This is a genomic window from Streptomyces sp. NPDC021019 (assembly GCF_044333295.1).
Taxonomy (GTDB): Bacteria; Actinomycetota; Actinomycetes; order Streptomycetales; family Streptomycetaceae; genus Streptomyces.
The window spans coordinates 1-18,313 of sequence record NZ_JBIRQR010000010.1 but is presented as its reverse complement, the minus strand read 5'-3'; the positions used below and the strand labels follow the sequence as shown (position 1 = coordinate 18,313).

The 18,313-nt window shown below is 69.4% G+C and carries 11 protein-coding genes and 1 tRNA gene; 1 reads left to right on the top strand and 11 read right to left on the bottom strand.

Annotated features, from left to right (window positions below; genetic code table 11):
• Positions 1–31 precede the first annotated feature (31 nt).
• The 10 genes from ACH4RG_RS34065 to ACH4RG_RS34020 form a co-directional block, all read right to left on the bottom strand.
• On the bottom strand, positions 32–226 hold the full coding sequence (locus ACH4RG_RS34065; protein WP_398540720.1) for a CsbD family protein: 195 nt from the start codon (positions 224–226) through the stop codon (positions 32–34).
• 52 nt (positions 227–278) lie between these two features.
• Positions 279–749 carry a Dps family protein gene (locus tag ACH4RG_RS34060; RefSeq protein WP_397925272.1) on the bottom strand — a complete coding sequence of 157 codons (471 nt, stop codon included), beginning with the start codon at positions 747–749 and terminating at the stop codon, positions 279–281.
• 260 nt (positions 750–1,009) lie between these two features.
• Complete coding sequence (locus ACH4RG_RS34055) at positions 1,010–1,393, bottom strand: helix-turn-helix domain-containing protein (protein WP_003965837.1); 384 nt, start codon at positions 1,391–1,393, stop codon at positions 1,010–1,012.
• Positions 1,394–1,502: 109 nt separating this feature from the next.
• Positions 1,503–2,012, bottom strand: coding sequence for a CinA family protein (locus tag ACH4RG_RS34050; protein WP_397925270.1), 510 nt, complete (start codon positions 2,010–2,012; stop codon positions 1,503–1,505).
• The gene (gene pgsA, locus ACH4RG_RS34045) at positions 2,009–2,809 is read right to left on the bottom strand and encodes a CDP-diacylglycerol--glycerol-3-phosphate 3-phosphatidyltransferase (protein ID WP_398540719.1); all 801 of its coding nucleotides are present in this window, start codon (positions 2,807–2,809) and stop codon (positions 2,009–2,011) included. Before pgsA ends, ACH4RG_RS34050 begins: the two co-directional genes overlap by 4 nt.
• A complete protein-coding gene (rimO, locus tag ACH4RG_RS34040; RefSeq protein WP_397932755.1) occupies positions 2,806–4,287 on the bottom strand; it encodes a 30S ribosomal protein S12 methylthiotransferase RimO in 1,482 nt (493 codons plus the stop codon). The genes pgsA and rimO overlap by 4 nt, the downstream gene beginning before the upstream one ends.
• Positions 4,288–4,461: 174 nt before the next feature.
• Positions 4,462–5,262, bottom strand: coding sequence for a helix-turn-helix domain-containing protein (locus tag ACH4RG_RS34035; RefSeq protein ID WP_397925264.1), 801 nt, complete (start codon positions 5,260–5,262; stop codon positions 4,462–4,464).
• Between the two features lie 303 nt (positions 5,263–5,565).
• Positions 5,566–8,388, bottom strand: coding sequence for a DNA translocase FtsK (locus tag ACH4RG_RS34030; protein ID WP_398540718.1), 2,823 nt, complete (start codon positions 8,386–8,388; stop codon positions 5,566–5,568).
• A gap of 141 nt (positions 8,389–8,529) precedes the next feature.
• The gene (locus tag ACH4RG_RS34025; protein WP_397925260.1) at positions 8,530–9,213 is read right to left on the bottom strand and encodes a two-component system response regulator; all 684 of its coding nucleotides are present in this window, start codon (positions 9,211–9,213) and stop codon (positions 8,530–8,532) included.
• 244 nt (positions 9,214–9,457) lie between these two features.
• Positions 9,458–14,923, bottom strand: coding sequence for a HAMP domain-containing protein (locus ACH4RG_RS34020; RefSeq protein WP_397925258.1), 5,466 nt, complete (start codon positions 14,921–14,923; stop codon positions 9,458–9,460).
• Positions 14,924–15,323: 400 nt separating this feature from the next.
• On the opposite strand from ACH4RG_RS34020, the gene ACH4RG_RS34015 reads away from it, so the two are divergent.
• Positions 15,324–17,951 (top strand): SpoIIE family protein phosphatase, encoded by a 2,628-nt coding sequence (locus ACH4RG_RS34015; RefSeq protein ID WP_397932761.1) that lies wholly within the window; start codon positions 15,324–15,326, stop codon positions 17,949–17,951.
• Positions 17,952–18,003: 52 nt separating this feature from the next.
• Here ACH4RG_RS34015 and ACH4RG_RS34010 read toward each other — a convergent pair.
• Positions 18,004–18,076: transfer RNA gene (locus ACH4RG_RS34010), tRNA-Thr, on the bottom strand.
• Positions 18,077–18,313 lie beyond the last annotated feature (237 nt).

Below are 18,313 nucleotides of genomic sequence, written 5' to 3'. Positions count from 1 at the left end.
ACCTCGGGGCAGGGGCTCCGGCGGCTCGGGACTACTTGTCGTCGTCCCGGCGGAGGGAGTCCTTCACGCCCTTGGCGCGTTCGCCGACTCCGCCCGCCGCGTCCTTGGCTCCGCCCTTGGCCTGATCGGCCTTGCCCTCGGCCTCCTTGCGGCGGTCGCCGGTCAGCTTGCCGACAGCCTCCTTGCCCCTGCCCTTCATCTTGTCCATGGCTCCGTTTTCACTCATGATGTCGCTCCTTCTGCTCGGGAGGTATCTCGTTCGCCGGCCGGGCGCCGGTTCAGGCGCTCTCGGCTTGGAACATCCACGCGTGCTTCTCGAGCTCCGCCGTCAGCCCGATCAGCAGGTCCTGGGTGATCGGATCCGGTGCGTCGGTCGCCTCGATGCGCTCCCGCATCCGGCCGATGACCACGCCCAGCGCGTCCACCAGGATCCGCACGGCGTCGGTGTCCTTGATCCAGCCCTCGGGCACGGACGCGATGGCGGTCTCCTTGGCCACCGTGCCGGAACGCCCGTCCGGGTTCACCCCGACCGCCGAGGCGCGCTCGGCGACCGTGTCGGAGTGCTGCCGGGCCGTGACGACGACGTCGTCGAGCTGAAGGTGCACGGAGCGGAAGCGTGGACCGACCACGTTCCAATGGACCTGCTTGGCCACCAGGGAGAGGTCGACGAGGTCGACCAGAGCGCCCTGCAGCGCCGCTCCCACGACCTTGAGGTCGCTCTCGGACAACGTGCTCTTGACCACAGACATGTGCGCTACTCCCATCCGTCAGCCGCTTCACCGACCGTCTCGGTGCATCACCCACGATGGCACATATGAAGCAAAACGGTCATGCGGGCCTTGTCCTCCGTCTGCCCACCCGCCGAGGGCTCACACCTGCATGCGGCGCGCGACTTTCACGTCCCGCCGCACGGAAGAGCCGGCCGTCGCATGGACGTCGAACGCGAAAGTCCCGGTCGACCCCGACAGGGGTCGACCGGGACTCCGGTCGAGCAACTGTGCCGCGTGGATCAGGCGGCGACGACGTCCACCGCTTCCGCGGGCGCCTTGATGGTCACCCGGCCCGACGGCACACCTGCGACCGACGAGACGGAGACGGAGTTGAGCATGGGGCGAACCGGTACTGGGACCGGATCACTGGCAGCTGCCGACTCGGCCAGCTCAGCAAGTGAGAGCTCGTCGCTCACTTCACGCATGAGCTCGGACATCCGTACGTCAAGCGCGTCGCAAATCGCGGAGAGCAGCTCGGAGGATGCCTCCTTCTGCCCCCGCTCCACCTCGGAGAGATAACCGAGCGAGACCCGGGCGGACGAGGAGACTTCGCGCAGAGTACGGCCTTGGCGCTGGCGCTGCCGACGCAGCACGTCACCCAGCAGGCGACGGAGCAGAATCATCGGTGGCTCCCTCCTCGGACCGCGTAGCCGCATCCTTCACGCCCTACCGTACCGCCTTGTGCTGCGGCCGTGCGGGGAGCGATGACGTGTTCACTCAGGGCTGCAAACATCAATTCCCCCCGTTCTGTTCCGTATCCTGTGCCCGCGCAGTCTCACCGAGTTCGCCTGCGAGCAGTTCGAGGGCGCCTCGCACACTCTCACTACGGATATCCGCCCTCTCACCATTCAATCGCAGAGCCGTCACTTTCTCGATGCCGGAGGGTCCTGCCACGGCCACGTAGACCGTGCCGACCGGCTGTCCGTCCTGTGGTTCCGGTCCGGCGACCCCGGTGGTGGAGACGCCCCAGTCCGCACCGAGCGCCCGGCGCACGCCGGCCGCCATCTGCCGCGCGACTTCGGGATCCACGGCTCCGCGTTCCGCCAGGAGGCTTTCGTCGACGCCCAGGACGTCCCGCTTCAGAGGGGTGGCGTATGCCGTCACCGATCCGCGGAAGGACCGGGAGGCGCCGGGTACGGAGGTCAGGTCTGCGGCGACCAGGCCGCCCGTCAGGGATTCGGCCACGGCGAGCGTCTCGCCCCGCGCTCCGAGAAGCCGGAGCACCCGGGCAGCGGCTGTCACCGCTCGGCCTCCGCGGCGTCGCGCGCCTCGGCAGCGGCGCGTACGTCCTTCGCGCCTGCCACCGATCCGGTGGCCGGGCCGGTGGCAGGCTCGGTGCCCACGGTGGCCTGGAGGGCCTCCGTGGCCTCTGCGGCGCACTCGGCCGCGGCGGCGCGCTCGGCGGCGACGCCCTGGCGACGCAGGACGACGGCCTGGCGTACGTAGTCGAGTCCGGTGACGACCGTCAGCACGACGGCGACCATCATCACCCAGAAACGCAAGGTCGCCAGGGGCCCGGTGAGCGCCAGAACGTACATCCCGGCCGCCGTCCCCTGGGCGAGCGTCTTCAGCTTGCCGCCTCTGCTGGCCGGGATCACCGCGTGCCGGATGACCCAGAACCGCATCAGCGTGATACCCAGCTCACGGGCGAGGATCACCCCGGTGATCCACCACGGCAGATCGCCCAGGACGGACAGCGAGACCAGCGCCGCGCCCATGATCGCCTTGTCGGCGATCGGGTCGGCGATCTTCCCGAAGTCGGTGACCAGGTTGTACGCCCGTGCCAGATGACCGTCGAACAGGTCGGTGATCATCGCGACCGCGAAGGCCGCCCAGGCGAACGCGCGCCAGACCGGGTCGTATCCGCCGTCGTGGAACAGCAGCAGGACGAACCCGGGCACGAGCAGCAACCGCACCATGGTCAGGATGTTGGCGATGTTCCACAGGCTGGCCTGGTTGACGGCCGCAGTGCCCAGCTTCCCGCCGCGGACCGGCTTCGCGCCGGAGCCGCCTGCCGCGGATGCCGGGACTCCGGTCATCTGGCTACCTCCGCAAGCTCATGGTGTTCGGCCACCAGGTCGACGCCCTCGGTGCCCACTGCCTTCGCCTCGACCATACGGCCCGGAACAAGCCCCTCGCGTGTGGTGAAGACCACCTGGCCATCCGTTTCGGGGGCCTGGTGCGCCGCGCGCCCGATCGCGACCTCGCCGTCCTCTTCCGACTCCACGGACTCCACCAGCACCTGGAGGGTCTCGCCGACGCGCTCCTCGGCCCGCTGCGAGGTCAGCTCCTCGGCCAGCTGGGAGATGTGGGCGAGGCGCTCCGCGATGGTGTCGGCGTCGAGCTTGTTCTCGTAACCGACCGCCTCGGTGCCCTCCTCGTCCGAGTAACCGAAGACACCGATCGCGTCGAGACGGGCGCCGGTGAGGAAGCGTTCCAGCTCGGCGAGGTCCGCCTCGGTCTCGCCGGGGAAGCCCACGATGAAGTTGGAGCGGGCGCCGGCCTGGGGGGCCTTGCTCCGGATGGTGTCCAGGAGCTCCAGGAAACGGTCGGTGTCGCCGAAGCGGCGCATCGCGCGCAGCACACCGGGGGCGGAGTGCTGGAAGGAGAGGTCGAAGTACGGGGCGACCTTCGGCGTCGAGGTGAGGACGTCGATGAGGCCCGGTCGCATCTCGGCGGGCTGGAGGTAACTGACCCGGATCCGCTCGATGCCGTCCACATCGGCCAGCTCGGGCAGCAGGGTCTCCAGGAGGCGGATGTCGCCGAGGTCCTTGCCGTACGACGTGTTGTTCTCGGAGACGAGCATGACCTCCTTGACGCCCTGTTCGGCCAGCCAGCGGGTTTCCTGGAGCACATCCGAGGGACGCCGCGAGATGAACGAGCCGCGGAAGGAGGGGATGGCGCAGAAGGAGCAGCGGCGGTCGCAGCCGGAGGCGAGCTTCACCGAGGCGACGGGACTGGTGCCGAGCCTGCGGCGCAGCGGCGCCCGCGGCCCGGAGACCGGTGCGACCCCCTCGGGGAGGTCCTCGGGCGCGGGGGCGGGCGTCTCCTGGGCGTGGCCGGGCAGCGCCACGGCGGCGTCCTGCCGCTCGGCAGGGCTGATCGGCAGCAGCTTGCGGCGGTCGCGCGGGGTGTGCGAGGCGTGGATGCCGCCGTTGAGGATGGTCTGGAGCCGGTCGGAGATGTCGGCGTAGTCGTCGAATCCGAGGACACCGTCCGCCTCCGGCAGGGCCTCGGCGAGGTCCTTGCCGTAGCGCTCGGCCATGCAGCCGACGGCGACGACGGCCTGGGTGCGGCCCTGATCCTTCAGATCGTTGGCTTCGAGCAGGGCGTCGACGGAGTCCTTCTTGGCGGCTTCGACGAACCCACAGGTGTTGACGACTGCGACATCCGCGTCGGAGGCATCCTCGACGAGGTCCCAGCCGTCCGCTGCCAAGCGGCCTGCAAGCTCCTCCGAGTCCACCTCGTTACGGGCGCAGCCAAGAGTGACAAGGGCGACGGTACGGCGTTCGGGCATGGACTCAAGACTACTTTGTTCCCGCGGCCCCCCTGCCGTGCAGGGTGCCTGGCCCCTGCCGCCGCCCCTTCCCCGCTACAGGGAGTGACAGAGACCGGGCCGGGGAACGCCGACGGGCGCCCGGCGCGATGCCGGACGCCCGTCGGGACGTGTGCGGAAGCGGAGGGCGGCGGATCAGCCGGCCTCGGGGTCGCCCTTGGTGTAGGAAAGCCGTTCGACCTGGCCCGGACCGAAGCGGTCCTCGACCTGCTTGCCGTTGACGAAGAGCTCGATCGCCCCGGCGTCGCCGAGGACGAGGTCGATGCGCTCCTTGTCCTGGAAGGTCTTGGACTCGCCCTGGAGCAGCAGGCCGTCGAAGAGCTGCCGTCCGTTGTGGTCCTTGGCCGAGATCCAGCTCTTGCCCCGGTCCGCGCTGAGCTTGACCGTCACCTTGTCCCGGGGGGCGGCGGCGATGGCGCTCTCGGAGGGCACGGGCTTGGGGTCGGAGGGCTTGGTGGCGGTGGGTTTGACCGCGGTCTTTTCGGGCTTGGAGCCCTCCGCGATCTGGGCGGTGTTCGAGGGTTCGTCCTCGCCGCTGAAGAGCGTGAAGCCGACGAACCCGATGACGGCGACGATGGCCGCGACCATGGCCGCGGTCCAGTTGGGCCGCCGGGGTTCGGAGCGGATGCGTTCCGCTTCGAACAGCGGAGCCGCGGGGGTCGGTGCGGGACGGCCGCCGTGATCGGCGTCGTACTCCTCGACCAGCGGTTCCGGATCGAGGCCGACGGCACGGGCGAGCGTGCGGATGTGGCCGCGGGCGTAGACGTCGCCGCCGCAGCGGGAGAAGTCGTCCTGCTCGATCGCGTGCACGATGGGGATGCGCACCCGGGTGGAGCTGCTGACTTCCTCGACCGTCAGAGCCGCGGCGATTCGAGCCTGCTGAAGGGCACGACCGATCGAAGGCCGGTCGTCTTCGGGGGAGTTGCCGATGGACACGGGGGCGCCTTTCGAGCGTGAGCCACCTGCTGGATGTTCAGTCTAGGGGGGGTACGAAAGGGAGGGGCAACCGGGAGGGACGACTTTGTACGCCATCGGGTTCGCCGGACGGCCCCGCCGCCGGCTCCGGGGCGGAGCGAGGACGGAGCACAGCCCCGATCGAGGACTGGTCAACCTGTAGTGGGCCGAACGGGGTGGGAGTACGGGTGAGGGTGCGACGGAGCGGGCTGCGGGGAGGAGCACGGTTCCGTCCCTCCCTTCAACTGGACGTACGACCGTACGAAACGGTTGCCCACAAAACCTTTACGGAGCGGATTCCCCGCGGATGACGGCCAACACCCCGTCGAGTTCGTCGGGTTTCACCATGACGTCGCGCGCCTTGGAGCCCTCGCTGGGTCCGACGATGTTGCGGGACTCCATCAGGTCCATCAGCCGGCCCGCCTTCGCGAAGCCGACCCGGAGCTTGCGCTGGAGCATCGAGGTCGATCCGAACTGGGTGGAGACGACCAGTTCGGCGGCCTGGCAGAGCAGGTCCAGGTCGTCGCCGATGTCCTCGTCGATCTCCTTCTTCTGTTTCGTTCCCACCACGACGTCCTCCCGGAAGACCGGGGCCATCTGGTCCTTGCAGTGCTGGACGACGGCGGCGACCTCGTCCTCGGTGACGAACGCGCCCTGCATACGGGTGGGTTTGTTGGCGCCCATCGGGAGGAAGAGCCCGTCGCCCTTGCCGATGAGCTTCTCGGCGCCGGGCTGGTCGAGGATGACCCGGCTGTCGGCGAGGGAGGAGGTGGCAAAGGCGAGCCGGGAGGGCACGTTGGCCTTGATCAGGCCGGTCACCACGTCGACCGAGGGCCGCTGGGTGGCGAGCACCAGGTGGATGCCGGCCGCGCGGGCCAACTGGGTGATGCGGACGATCGAGTCCTCGACGTCGCGCGGGGCCACCATCATCAGGTCGGCCAGCTCGTCGACGATCACCAGCAGGTACGGGTACGGGGACAGCTCCCGCTCACTGCCCTCGGGCGCCTTGCACTTGCCGTTGCGCACCGCGTGGTTGAAGTCGTCGATGTGCCGGTAGCCGAAGTTGGCGAGGTCGTCGTACCGCAGGTCCATCTCCCGCACGACCCACTGGAGCGCCTCGGCGGCCTTCTTGGGGTTGGTGATGATCGGGGTGATGAGGTGGGGGATGCCCTCGTACGCGGTGAGCTCGACGCGCTTGGGGTCGACGAGGACCATCCGTACGTCGTCCGGGGTGGCCCGCACCATGATCGAGGTGATCAGGCAGTTGATGCAGGAGGACTTGCCGGAGCCGGTGGCGCCGGCGACCAGGACGTGCGGCATCTTGGCGAGATTGGCCATCTCGTAGCCGCCCTCGACGTTCTTGCCGAGCGCCACGAGCATCGGGTGGTCGTCCTCGGCCGCGTCCGCGAGGCGCAGCACGTCGCCGAGGTTGACCATCTCGCGGTCGGAGTTGGGGATCTCGATGCCGACGGCGGACTTACCGGGGATCGGCGAGATGATCCGCACGTCAGGGCTGGCCACGGCGTACGCGATGTTCTTGGCCAGTGCCGTGATCTTCTCGACCTTCACGGCGGGGCCGAGCTCGATCTCGTAGCGGGTGACGGTCGGGCCCCGGGTGAAACCGGTGACCGCTGCGTCGACCTTGAACTCGGTGAAGACGTTGGTCAGCGAGGCGACGACCACGTCGTTGGCGGCGCTGCGGGTCTTGCCCGGTCCGCCGCGCTCCAGAAGGTCGAGCGAGGGCAGCGAGTACGTGATGTCGCCGGACAGCTGGAGCTGCTCGGCGCGGGCGGGCAGGCCCTCGGAACGCTCCGGCGCGGGCTTCGTCAGGTCGGGAACGGCGCCGGACCGGCCGGACATGTCACCGCCGGTCGCGTCGTGCGCGTCACCGGACCGGTCCTGCCTGCGCCCCGCCCCGCCCTTCCCCGCGCCGTCCCGCTCGGCCTCCCGGGCCCCGGGGACAGGCGTCCCGGTGCGCTCCCGGTCCACGGAGACGCCCTGGGTCAGGTCGGCGACGACCGGCGAGGGCGGCATGCCGTTGAGCACGGCCCCGTCGAGTGCGGCGGCAGCGGCCGCGGCGACGTCCACCGCGTCCAGCGGCCGGTTCATCGCGGGCTGCGCGGAGGGCCTGCGGGGCCTCCTGCGCTTGGTGAGCGCTTCCGCCTCCGCCTCGTCGTGGTCGTGGACGGGGTCCGTGTCCGGGCGCCGCGTGCCACGCCTCCGGGTCCGCTCGGGCAGCGCCTCGCGCCACTGTTCGTCGTAGCGATCGGCGTCGTCCTCGTACGTCTCGCCGGCCTCGGGCACCGGTTCCACGATGCCGAGGCGGACGCCGAGCTGACGCAGCCGCTGCGGGATGGCGTGGACCGGGGTGGCGGTGACGACGAGGAGTCCGAACACGGTCAGCAGCACGAGCAGCGGTACGGCGAGCACCTCGCCCATCATGAAGATCAGCGGCTTGGAGGTGGCCCAGCCGATCAGCCCTCCCGCGTCCTGCATCGCCTCGGTGCCCTCGGCCCGGCCCGGCGACCCCACGGCGATGTGCACCTGACCGAGGACTCCGACGACCAGGGCGGAGAGCCCGATGACGATACGGCCGTTGGCGTCGGGCCGCTCCGGGTACAGGATCAGCCGCACCGCGATGGCGCCCAGCAGTATCGGCGCGAGCAGGTCGAGCCGGCCCAGGGCCCCGGTCACCAGCATCTCGACCAGGTCGCCGACCGGTCCCTGGAGATTGGACCAGGTGCCCGCGGCGACGATCAGAGCCAGGCCGAGCAGCAGCAGGGCGAGCCCGTCCTTGCGGTGGGCGGGGTCAAGTCCCTTGGCTCCACGCCCTATCGAGCGGAACAGCGCGCCGACGCCGTGCGCCGCACCGAGCCAGACCGCCCGCACCAGGCGGTAGACGCCTCCGGTGGGTGACGGTGCGGGCTTGGGCGCGGGCTTCTTGACCGCCGCCTTCTTGGCGGGAGCCTTCTTCGCGGGAGCAGCCGACTTCTTGGGCGCGGTCTTCTTGGCGGGCGCGGCTTTCTTCGCCGGGCCCGGGGTACGGCCGACGCGCTTCGCGGCGCCCGCCGCGCCCTGGGAACCCTTGCCGGACGTACGTGAGGCCATGGTGCCGAGGTTACCGCTGTCGTCGCCCGTGAATACGTTCGCCTACTGGTTCACCCGACCGTGTCGCCCTCGTGAGGCGGGGAACTGACGCCGCCTCACGGCAGCGGGCGGCACGCGACGAGCCGGAGGGGCCGGAGATCGTCAGTTCTGTGCGGGCAGCACGCCCGTACCCCCACCGGTGCCCGGCTCCAGCGCGTCGAGCGCACGGCGCAGGCCGGTCAGTTTGCGTTCGAGGTGGGCGGCGGTGGCTACCGCGGCGGCGTCCGCGGATTCGTCGTCGAGCTGCTTGGAGAGCGCTTCGGCCTGCTCCTCGACTGCCGCGAGGCGCGCGGAGAGCTCGGCCAGCAGACCGGTCGGCTCCTTGTCGTGCTCGCCGCCCGCGTGGCCGTCGCCGTCCAACTGGAGCCGCAGCAGTGCGGCCTGCTCGCGCAGCTTGCAGTTCTTCATGTACAGCTCGACGAAGACCGAGACCTTGGCCCGCAGGACCCATGGGTCGAACGGCTTCGAGATGTAGTCCACCGCACCGGCCGCGTAGCCGCGGAAGGTGTGGTGCGGACCGTGGTTGATCGCGGTGAGGAAGATGATCGGGATGTCCCGGGTCCGCTCCCGCCGCTTGATGTGCGCGGCTGTCTCGAAACCGTCCATGCCCGGCATCTGGACGTCCAGCAGAATAACCGCGAAGTCGTCCGTGAGCAGCGCTTTGAGCGCCTCCTCCCCTGACGATGCCCGGACCAGTGTCTGATCGAGCGCAGAGAGGATGGCCTCCAGCGCCAGCAGATTCTCCGGCCGGTCATCGACCAGGAGGATCTTGGCCTTCTGCACCATGGCCCGTCCTCCTCGCCCCGGAAATGCACCGGGTGCCGCCCCAGGGGACGACTCCCTTGCGCCGTCCGTCCTTGTGCCGGTCATGGTAGCCGCACCCCGCCCGTCACCACACCCTGTCACCGCGATGTCACTGTGCACATACCGCAAACGCGGTTGGAGACCAGAAGGTTCCCCGAGTACGGCGAGTTCACACCCGTCCGAGCACAGTCGGTCAACAACTGACGCTCATTCCTTCCTACCTCCATCACTCTCCGTGCATCCACCGCTCCATCACCGCAAGCAAGTGATCAGGATCGACCGGCTTCGTCACATAGTCGGAAGCCCCGCAATCGATGGCCTTCTCGCGGTCGCCCTTCATGGCCTTCGCGGTGAGCGCGACGATCGGCAACCCGGCGAACTGCGGCATCCGACGGATCGCGGTCGTCGTCGCGTAACCGTCCATCTCGGGCATCATGATGTCCATCAGCACGACCGTCACATCGTCGTGCTGCTCCAGGACTTCGATGCCCTCACGGCCGTTCTCCGCGTACAGCACCGCCAGTCCGTGCTGCTCCAGCACACTGGTGAGCGCGAAGACGTTGCGGATGTCGTCGTCGACGATGAGGACCTTCTCACCGCGGAAGCGGAACGTCCGCCGGGGCTCCCTCTCCTCCGCCGCCGACTGGCCCTGCGCCTGGCTCTCGCCCTGGCTCCCCTGCGCCTGCACCCACTCCTCCTGCTGCGGGGAGCTCTCGGGCGTGGTCCGGCCGGCCGGCAGCGCGGTCCTGCGGGCCGCGTCCTCCAGGGCCTTGCGCCGCCGCCGGAACATCCCGGCGGAGTTGGCCGGGTCGCCGAACGGAGCCGGCTGCCCCGACGGGGACTGCCCCTGCCCCATATCGCCCGCGCCGCCCAGCACCTCGGCGGAACCGGAACCCACCGCGGGGTAGCCCTGGGGCGGCAGTTCGGCCCGGTGCAGCGGCAGGTACAGGGTGAAGGTGGAACCGCGTCCCGGCTCGCTCGCCGCGTGGATCTCGCCGCCGAGCAGCCGTGCGATCTCCCGGCTGATCGAGAGACCGAGGCCGGTGCCGCCGTACTTCCGGCTCGTTGTGCCGTCCGCCTGCTTGAACGCCTCGAAGATCACCAGCATCTTGCTGGACGCGATCCCGATCCCGGTGTCGGTGACCGAGAAGGCGATCAGATCGGCGTCCGCGTCCCGCAGCGAACCGGCTTCCAGCAGGTGCTCCCGGATCGCGTTCGGCACATCGGCGCCGGCCGGCCGGATCACCAGCTCCACCGCGCCGCTGTCGGTGAACTTCACCGCGTTGGAGAGCAGGTTGCGCAGCACCTGGAGCAGCCGCTGCTCGTCGGTGTGCAGCGTCGCGGGAAGCTCCGGCGACACCCGTACGGAGAAGTCGAGTCCCTTCTCCGCGGTGAGCGGTCGGAAGGTCGCCTCCACGTAGTCGACCAGCTGGACCAGCGCGATCCTGGTCGGGCTGACGTCCATCTTGCCCGCCTCGACCTTCGACAGGTCGAGGATGTCGTTGATCAGCTGGAGCAGGTCGGAGCCGGCCCCGTGAATCGTCTCGGCGAACTCCACCTGCTTCGGCGAGAGGTTGCCCTCGGCGTTGTCCGCCAGCAACTTGGCCAGGATCAGCAGCGAGTTGAGCGGCGTACGCAGCTCGTGCGACATGTTGGCCAGGAACTCGGACTTGTAGCGCATCGAGACCGCGAGCTGCTCGGCCCGCTCCTCCAGCACCTGCCGCGCCTCCTCGATCTCGGTGTTCTTCACCTCGATGTCGCGGTTCTGCTGGGCCAGCAGCTCGGCCTTCTCCTCCAGTTCGGCGTTGGACGCCTGGAGGGCCTTCTGCCGGTTCTCCAACTCCTGCGAGCGGTCCCGCAGTTGCTCGGTCAGCTCCTGCGACTGTTCAAGGAGCTTCTCGGTCTTGGTGTTGACGCTGATCGTGTTGACGCTCGTCGCGATCATCTCGGCGAGCTGGTTGAGGAAGTCCCGCTGGATATGGGTGAACGGCTGGAAGGAGGCCAGTTCGATCACGCCGAGGACCTTGCCCTCGAAGAGCACCGGCAGCACGATCACATGCGCCGGAGGAGCCTCGCCCAGCCCGGAGGAGATCTTCAGATAGCCCGGCGGCACGTTGTCCACCTGGATCGTCCGCTTCTCCTCGGCCGCCGTCCCGATGAGCGTCTCACCGGGACGGAAGGAGGTCGGCATCGAACCCGCGGAGTAGCCGTAACTCCCCCGCATGCGCAGCTCGTACGCGTCGGCCGCACCGTCGTCCGGACCCACCTCGTCCGAGTCGCCCGTGGCCATCGCCAGGAAGAACGCGCCGTGCTGCGCCGAGACCACCGGCGTCAGCTCGCTCATGATCAGCGAGGCCACGTCGTCCAGATCGCGGCGGCCCTGCATCAGACCGGAGATCCGGGCCAGGTTGCCCTTCAGCCAGTCCTGCTCCTTGTTGGCGAGGGTGGTGTCCCGCAGGTTCGCGATCATCGTGTTGATGTTGTCCTGGAGGACCTGGATCTCGCCGGCCGCGTCCACGTCGATCTTCAGGTTCAGATCGCCGCGGGTCACCGCGGTGGCGACGGCCGCGATGGCGCGGACCTGACGGGTCAGGTTCCCGGCCATCTCGTTCACCGACTCGGTGAGGTCGCGCCAGGTGCCGTCGACGTCCCGCACCCGTGCCTGACCGCCCAGCTGCCCCTCGGTGCCCACCTCGCGGGCGACCCGGGTCACCTGCTCAGCGAACGAGGACAGCTGGTCGACCATCGTGTTGATGGTGTTCTTCAGCTCCTGGATCTCACCGCGCGCGTCGATGTCGATCTTCTTGGTCAGGTCGCCCTTGGCGATGGCGGTGGTGACCGTGGCGATCTGCCGCACCTGGCCGGTCAGATTGGAGGCCATGGAGTTCACGGACTCGGTGAGGTCCTTCCACGTACCGGCGACTCCCGGCACCCGGGCCTGGCCCCCCAGCTCGCCCTCCGTACCCACCTCACGGGCCACGCGCGTGACCTCGTCGGCGAACGAGGACAGCGTCGTCACCATCGTGTTGACCGTGTCGGCCAGCTCCGCGACCTCGCCGCGCGCCTCCACCGTGACCTTCTTCGTCAGATCGCCGTTGGCGACCGCCGAGGAGACCCGGGAGATGTTGCGCACCTGGCTGGTCAGGTTGTTGGCCATCAGGTTGACGTTCTCGCTGAGGTCCTTCCAGATGCCGGTCGCCCCGCGCACCCGCGCCTGGCCGCCGAGGATGCCCTCGGTACCCACCTCGCGGGCCACGCGCGAGACCTCGTCCGCGAAGTTCAGCAGCTGGTCGACCATCGTGTTGACGGTCGTGACCAGTTCGAGGATCTCGCCCTTGGCGTCGACGGTGATCTTCTTGGAGAGGTCGCCCTTGGCGACCGCGGTGGTGACCTCGGCGATGTTGCGGACCTGGAGAGTCAGGTTGTTCGCCATGCCGTTGACGGACTGGGTGAGGTCCTTCCACGTACCGGAGACGCCCTGGACCTCGGCCTGACCGCCGAGGATGCCCTCCGTACCCACCTCACGGGCGACCCGCGTCACCTGCTCCGCGAAGTTGGACAGCTGGTCCACCATCGTGTTGAGGGTGTTCTTCAGCTCCAGGATCTCGCCCCGGGCGTCCACGTCGATCTTCTGCGACAGATCACCCCGCGCCACCGCCGTGGCGACCTGTGCGATGTTACGGACCTGAGCGGTGAGGTTTCCGGCCATCCCGTTCACCGAATCGGTGAGATCACGCCACACTCCGGCCACGCCGGGCACCTGCGCCTGACCGCCCAGACGCCCGTCCGTACCCACCTCGCGGGCCACCCTGGTGACCTGGTCGGCGAAGGCGGAGAGCTGGTCGACCATGGTGTTGATGGTGTTCTTGAGCTCCAGGATCTCGCCCCGGGCGTCCACGTCGATCTTCTGCGACAGATCACCCCGCGCCACCGCGGTCGTCACCTGCGCGATCTGCCTCACCTGGGAGGTGAGGTTGCCGGCCATGAAGTTGACGGAGTCCGTGAGTTCCTTCCACGTACCCGACACCCCGTCCACGCGCGCCTGACCGCCGAGGCGGCCCTCGGTGCCCACGTCCCGGGCCATCCGCGTCACCTGGTCGGCGAAGCTGGACAGCTGCGCCACCATCGTGTTGACGGTGTTCTTCAGCTCCAGCATCTCCCCGGCCACGTCCACGGTGACCTTCTGCGACAGGTCACCGTTCGCAACCGCCGTGGTGACCTGCGCGATGTCCCGGACCTGACCGGTCAGGTTACGGAACGCGGTGTTCACCGAGTCGGTGAGGTCCTTCCACGTCCCCGCGGCTCCCGGCACCTCGGCCTGGCCCCCGAGCCGGCCCTCGACGCCGACCTCCCGGGCCACGCGGGTCACCTCGGAACCGAACGACTGGAGCTGGTCCACCATCGTGTTGACGGTGTTCTTCAGCTCCAGCATCTCCCCGGCCACGTCGACCGTGACCTTCTGCGACATGTCGCCGCTGGCCACGGCCGTCGTCACCTGCGCGATGTCGCGCACCTGGGTCGTCAGGTTCCGGAAGACCGTGTTCACCGAATCGGTGAGGTCCTTCCAGGTCCCGGCCGCGCCCGGCACCTGCGCCTGACCACCGAGCAGTCCCTCGCCACCGACCTCACTCGCCACCCGCGTCACTTCGTCCGCGAAGGTGCGCAGCGTCTCGGTCATCTGGTTGATCGTCTCGGCGAGCTGCGCGACCTCGCCGCGTGCGCTCACCGTGACCTTCTGCGTCAGGTCACCGCTGGCGACCGCCGTCGTCACCTCCGCGATACCACGTACCTGAGAGGTGAGGTTGCCCGCCATCGTGTTGACGGAGTCGGTGAGGTCCTTCCACACGCCCGCCACACCCGGCACGGTCGCCTGACCACCCAGCTCGCCCTCCGTGCCCACCTCACGGGCGACGCGTGTCACCTCGGAGGAGAACGAGGACAGCTGGTCGACCATCGTGTTGACGGTGTTCTTCAGCTGCAGCATCTCACCGGCCACATGGACGGTGACCTTTCGCGACAGGTCGCCCTTGGCGACCGCCGTCGTCACGAGCGCGATGTCCCGCACCTGGGCCGTCAGTCGGTACGCCATGGTGTTGACGGAGTCCGTGAGGTCCTTCCAGGACCCGGACATCCCACGCACCTGCGCCTGCCCCCCGAGCTTGCCCTCGGTGCCCACCTCGACGGCGACCCGGGTCACCTGCTCGGTGAAGACCGACAGCTGGTCGACCAGGTTGTTGACCGTACGGGCGACCTTCAGGAACTCACCGCGCAGCGGCCGGACCGTCTCGTCCGTCGTGTGCGACCGCAGCTCCATCCGCTGCTCCAGATCACCGTCGGCGACCGCCGACAGCACCCGGCCCACTTCGGAGACCGGTCGCGCGAGATCGTCGACGAGCTCGTTGGAGGCGTCGATCGCGGCGGCCCAGGAACCCTCGCAGGCGCCCGTCTCCAGCCGCTCCGTGAGCTTTCCCTCCCGGCCGACCACGCGCCGTACGCGGGCCAGTTCACCGGTGAGGTGAAGGTTCCGGTCGGCGACCTCGTTGAAGACGGCGGAGATCTCCGTCATCACACCGTCGCCGGAGACGGTGAGCCGCCGGCGGAAGTTGCCGTCGCGCATCGCCACGAGTCCCGCGAGCAGTCTGTTCAGAGCTGCCGCGTCGACCTCGACGGTGCCATTGCGCTGTTTTTTCACGGACTGTCCGCCTTTTGTACGCGCCTTCGAACCCTGCGCCGCCACGCCAGACTCCACCGTGTCCCTCCCGCAGGGGTTGACCGTTTCACTCGGGCCTATAAGGAAGCTTGCCCAGTTCCACTTTGGCTCACCGCCACAGCACACCGTCAACGGGCGACCGGGCGGACGTCAAATCGTTGCAACGTACCAGGCCGGGACCGGTCGGCGGGCAACCTGTCCCGGTTGCCCCCCATCCCTTGCACCCGGAGTCCATACTTGTGCGCCCGCGCACCACTACAAGACCGTCCTGTCCCGAACTCGGCCCTCGTGTAACCGGCACCCTCGACGAACGTCTAGCCTGGCAAGCGAATCGAAGCGGCGATAAACGGGCACAGGACTCGGGGAAGCGACGAGACACCATATGGGGAGTGCTGTGATCACCGCGCGCGCGGCCGCCACCTTCGCACCGGTCGGGCGCTCTGTCGCGACCGCCCGCGCCTTCGTCCGGGACACGCTTCAGGGGTGGGGCTACAACGATGTCGTCGACGACGCCGTCGTCCTCACCAGTGAGCTCGTGACCAACGCCGTCGTGCACGCGGGGACGGCGGCCGACGTGCTGTGCCTGCGCAGCGGGGACGGCGTCCGCGTCGAGGTCGCCGACCACTACCCGGAACGTGAGGTCCCGCTCCAGAGCAACGGCCTCGACTTCGGCAGCCCCGACCGCGAGAACGGCCGCGGTCTGCTGCTCTGCGCCGCACTGGCTTCCCGCTGGGGTGTCGAGTACTCCCCCACCCGTAAGCACGTCTGGTTCCAGCTGGACCTGCCCGACCGTCCCGTGGGCATCCGCTCCGCCGGCCCGGTCCTGCCCACCTCGCTGCTCCCCGTCACCGACCAGCGCGTACGGGTCGCCGTCGTCCAGATCGACAGCACCGGCTCGATCAGCGCGTGGAACGACGACGCCGCGTACGTCTTCGGGCACACCGCGGAACAGGTCACCGGCAAGCAGTTCACCGACTTCGTGGCCTGGCCGCACACCCCGGGGACCAACACCGGCATCGCCGACGCCCTCCAGCTCTCCCGCTGGGAGGGCAGCTACGGAATCCGCGGAGCCGACGGCCGGACCATCGCCGTCTACTCCTCGCACCTGCGGGTCCGCGACACCGACGGCGAACCCTCCACGGTCTGTCTCCTCGTCCGCGACGACGAGCGCGCCGTGCTCCAGTCCCCCGTCCGCGCCCCGGTCTCCGACGCCTCCTCCGACAACCGCACCGCGGACCCGTTCGAGGTGTTCATCGGCTCCCCGGCCCCCGACGATCTCGACGGCCTCCTCCAGCGGACGGTCGAGCGGGCACGCGACATGCTCGACGCCGACGCGGCGTTCCTCCTGCTCGCCACGGATGACGAGACGGAGCTGGAGGTCCGCGCCACGACGGGCCTCCCCTCGGCCCGCCAGCGCTTCGCCCGGGTCCCCGTGGAAGCCGGAACGGGACGCTACGGCTCCGCCCGGATGCCGGCCGTCCACGAGGACCTCACGGCCGTCCCCGGCGCCGTGCCCCTGCTCACCGACACCGGGATGCGCTCGGTCGTCACGGTCCCGCTGAAGGTCGAGGGCCGCCTCACCGGCTCCCTCGGCGTCGCGGCGGAAGCGGCGGGCCGCTACACCAACGAGGAGGCCCTGCGCCTCCAGTTCGCCGCCGACCGCATCGCGCTGGCCGTGGAGTCCGCCCGTCTGGGCGAGCTGGAACGGCTGCGCCGCGGCTCCCTGTCCTTCCTCGTCGAGGCCTCCGACCTGTTGGCCGGCACGCTGGACCGGGATCAGACCCTCGCGCTCATGGCCCAGATGACGGTCCCGACGCTGGCCACCTGGTGCGCCGTCTACACGATCGCGGACCAGTCCTCCGAGCCGTACCTCTCCTACGTGCTCCACGAGGACGAGGACCTCATCGACGGGCTCAAGGCCCTGCTCTCCAAGATCGCCCCGCCGGATCCGGTACCGACCCCGGGCGCCCGTGTCTGGGCCGCGCCCTCGGAGGCCGGTCACCGTGCCGCGCTGACCACCTCGACCCGCAGCCTGCAGCACGACGCGCCGCTGAGCATGAGCACGGCCACCCGCACCATCCTCGCCACGGCCCAGGCCGTCGGCGGCGAAACGGTGGTCCTTCCGCTGGTCGCCCGCAACCGCGTGATCGGCATGCTGACGCTCGGGAAGCCCTCGGACGACCACTTCCGCCAGGAGATCCTGGAACTGGCCGAGGACCTCTCCCGCCGGGCCGCCCTGGCCCTGGACAACGCCCGCCTGTACTCGGAGCGCATGGCGATCAGCCAGTCCCTCCAGCGCAGCCTGCTGCCCCCGGGCCTCCCCGACGTCCCGAACGTCGAGATCGAGGTCATCTACCGGGCCGCGGGCGAGGGCAATGAGGTCGGCGGCGACTTCTACGACGTCTTCCCGATCAGCGACGGGGCGTACGGCTTCGCCATCGGCGACGTCTGCGGTACGGGGCCCGAGGCCGCCGCCGTCACCGGCCTGGCCCGCCACGCCCTGCGCCTGCTGGCCCGCGAGGGCTTCGGCGGTCCGGCGGTTCTGGAGCGCCTCAACGCGGCGATCCTCGACGAGGGTGCCCGCAGCCGCTTCCTGACCCTCCTGTACGGCGAGCTGTGGCCCCAGGAGGACGGCAGCGCCCTCCTGAAGGTCGTCTGCGCCGGCCACCCGCTGCCGCTGCGCCTGCGCCAGGACGGCTCCGTCGAGTCCGCCGCGGAACCGCAGCCCCTGCTCGGCGTCATCGAGGACCTCGACCTGTACGAGCAGGAGGTCGTCCTCAACCCGGGCGACGTCCTCCTGTGCGTCACGGACGGCGTCACCGAACGCCGCGAGGGAAGCCGCATGCTGGGCGACGACGGTCTCGCGGACGTCCTGTCGACCTGTACGGGCCTGACGGCCGGAGCCGTCGCCTCACGCATTCTGCGGGCCGTGGAACGCTTCGCGGCGGAACCGGCCTCGGACGACATGGCGATCCTCGCCATGCGTGTCCCGGAACCGCCCCGCGTCTGACCCTCAACGCGAAAGGCCCCCGCCAGCGGCGGGGGCCTTTCGCTTTTCTCTGAGCCCCAATGCGGAATCGAACCGCAGACCTTCTCCTTACCATGGAGACGCTCTACCGACTGAGCTATTGGGGCCTCGTTGCGCTGTGGCAACGAGGTAAACCATACACGGGATCCGGGGATGCTCATAATCCAGGCCGGCCGGAGTCGTGACTCTTGGACGCCCCTCGTTCGCGCGGAGCCCACCAAGGTGGCACGGGCGCATGGGTCGCCGATCGGTCCCGGAACGCAGGAAAGCCCCGCACCAAAAGGTGCGGGGCTTTCCCGGAAAAATTGTTCGGCGGCGTCCTACTCTCCCACAGGGTCCCCCCT

Excerpts from the sequence above, each read along its gene's own strand:
- ACH4RG_RS34030 (WP_398540718.1), bottom strand. The coding sequence starts at position 8,388 with ATGGCCTCACGTACGTCCGGCAAGGGTTCCCAGGGCGCGGCGGGCGCC.
- rimO (WP_397932755.1), bottom strand. The coding sequence starts at position 4,287 with ATGCCCGAACGCCGTACCGTCGCCCTTGTCACTCTTGGCTGCGCCCGT.
- ACH4RG_RS34015 (WP_397932761.1), top strand. The coding sequence starts at position 15,324 with ATGGGGAGTGCTGTGATCACCGCGCGCGCGGCCGCCACCTTCGCACCG.
- ACH4RG_RS34055 (WP_003965837.1), bottom strand. The coding sequence starts at position 1,393 with ATGATTCTGCTCCGTCGCCTGCTGGGTGACGTGCTGCGTCGGCAGCGC.
- pgsA (WP_398540719.1), bottom strand. The coding sequence starts at position 2,809 with ATGACCGGAGTCCCGGCATCCGCGGCAGGCGGCTCCGGCGCGAAGCCG.
- ACH4RG_RS34065 (WP_398540720.1), bottom strand. The coding sequence starts at position 226 with ATGAGTGAAAACGGAGCCATGGACAAGATGAAGGGCAGGGGCAAGGAG.
- ACH4RG_RS34060 (WP_397925272.1), bottom strand. The coding sequence starts at position 749 with ATGTCTGTGGTCAAGAGCACGTTGTCCGAGAGCGACCTCAAGGTCGTG.
- ACH4RG_RS34025 (WP_397925260.1), bottom strand. The coding sequence starts at position 9,213 with ATGGTGCAGAAGGCCAAGATCCTCCTGGTCGATGACCGGCCGGAGAAT.